This window comes from Pseudonocardia sp. EV170527-09, from assembly GCF_008369905.1.
GTDB lineage: Bacteria > Actinomycetota > Actinomycetes > Mycobacteriales > Pseudonocardiaceae > Pseudonocardia.
In genome coordinates, this window is record NZ_VRMC01000460.1 from 1 (window position 1) to 273 (window position 273).

The following is a 273-nucleotide window of genomic DNA, read 5'->3' on the forward strand; positions in this document are numbered from 1 at the left end:
AGGTCGTGTATGCCGTCAGGCAACCGGTCCCAGGGCTGCAGAACGCTCAATTGGTCGATGCTGTAGCCCGTCTCCTCATGAAGCTCGTGTGCCAGGGCCTGCCAGGGATTCTCGGTATGTTCGACGTGCCCGCCAGGCTGGATCCACAGGTTCATTTTGCGGTGTTTGTGCACCAGCGCCTTCCACTGCCGACGACGAACGCCGTCAGACGGAAACTGTCTGAGGATCCACGCACTGATCGTCACGTCATGTCCGTGCGGCTGCGTATGGAGA

Annotated in this window: 1 protein-coding gene; it reads right to left on the bottom strand. The window is 60.1% G+C overall.

Translation table 11 applies throughout. From position 1 onward, the window contains the following. A partial coding sequence (locus FVA95_RS29805; RefSeq protein ID WP_205016073.1) for an NUDIX domain-containing protein occupies positions 1-245 on the bottom strand: 245 nt, incomplete at its 3' end. Positions 246-273 lie beyond the last annotated feature (28 nt).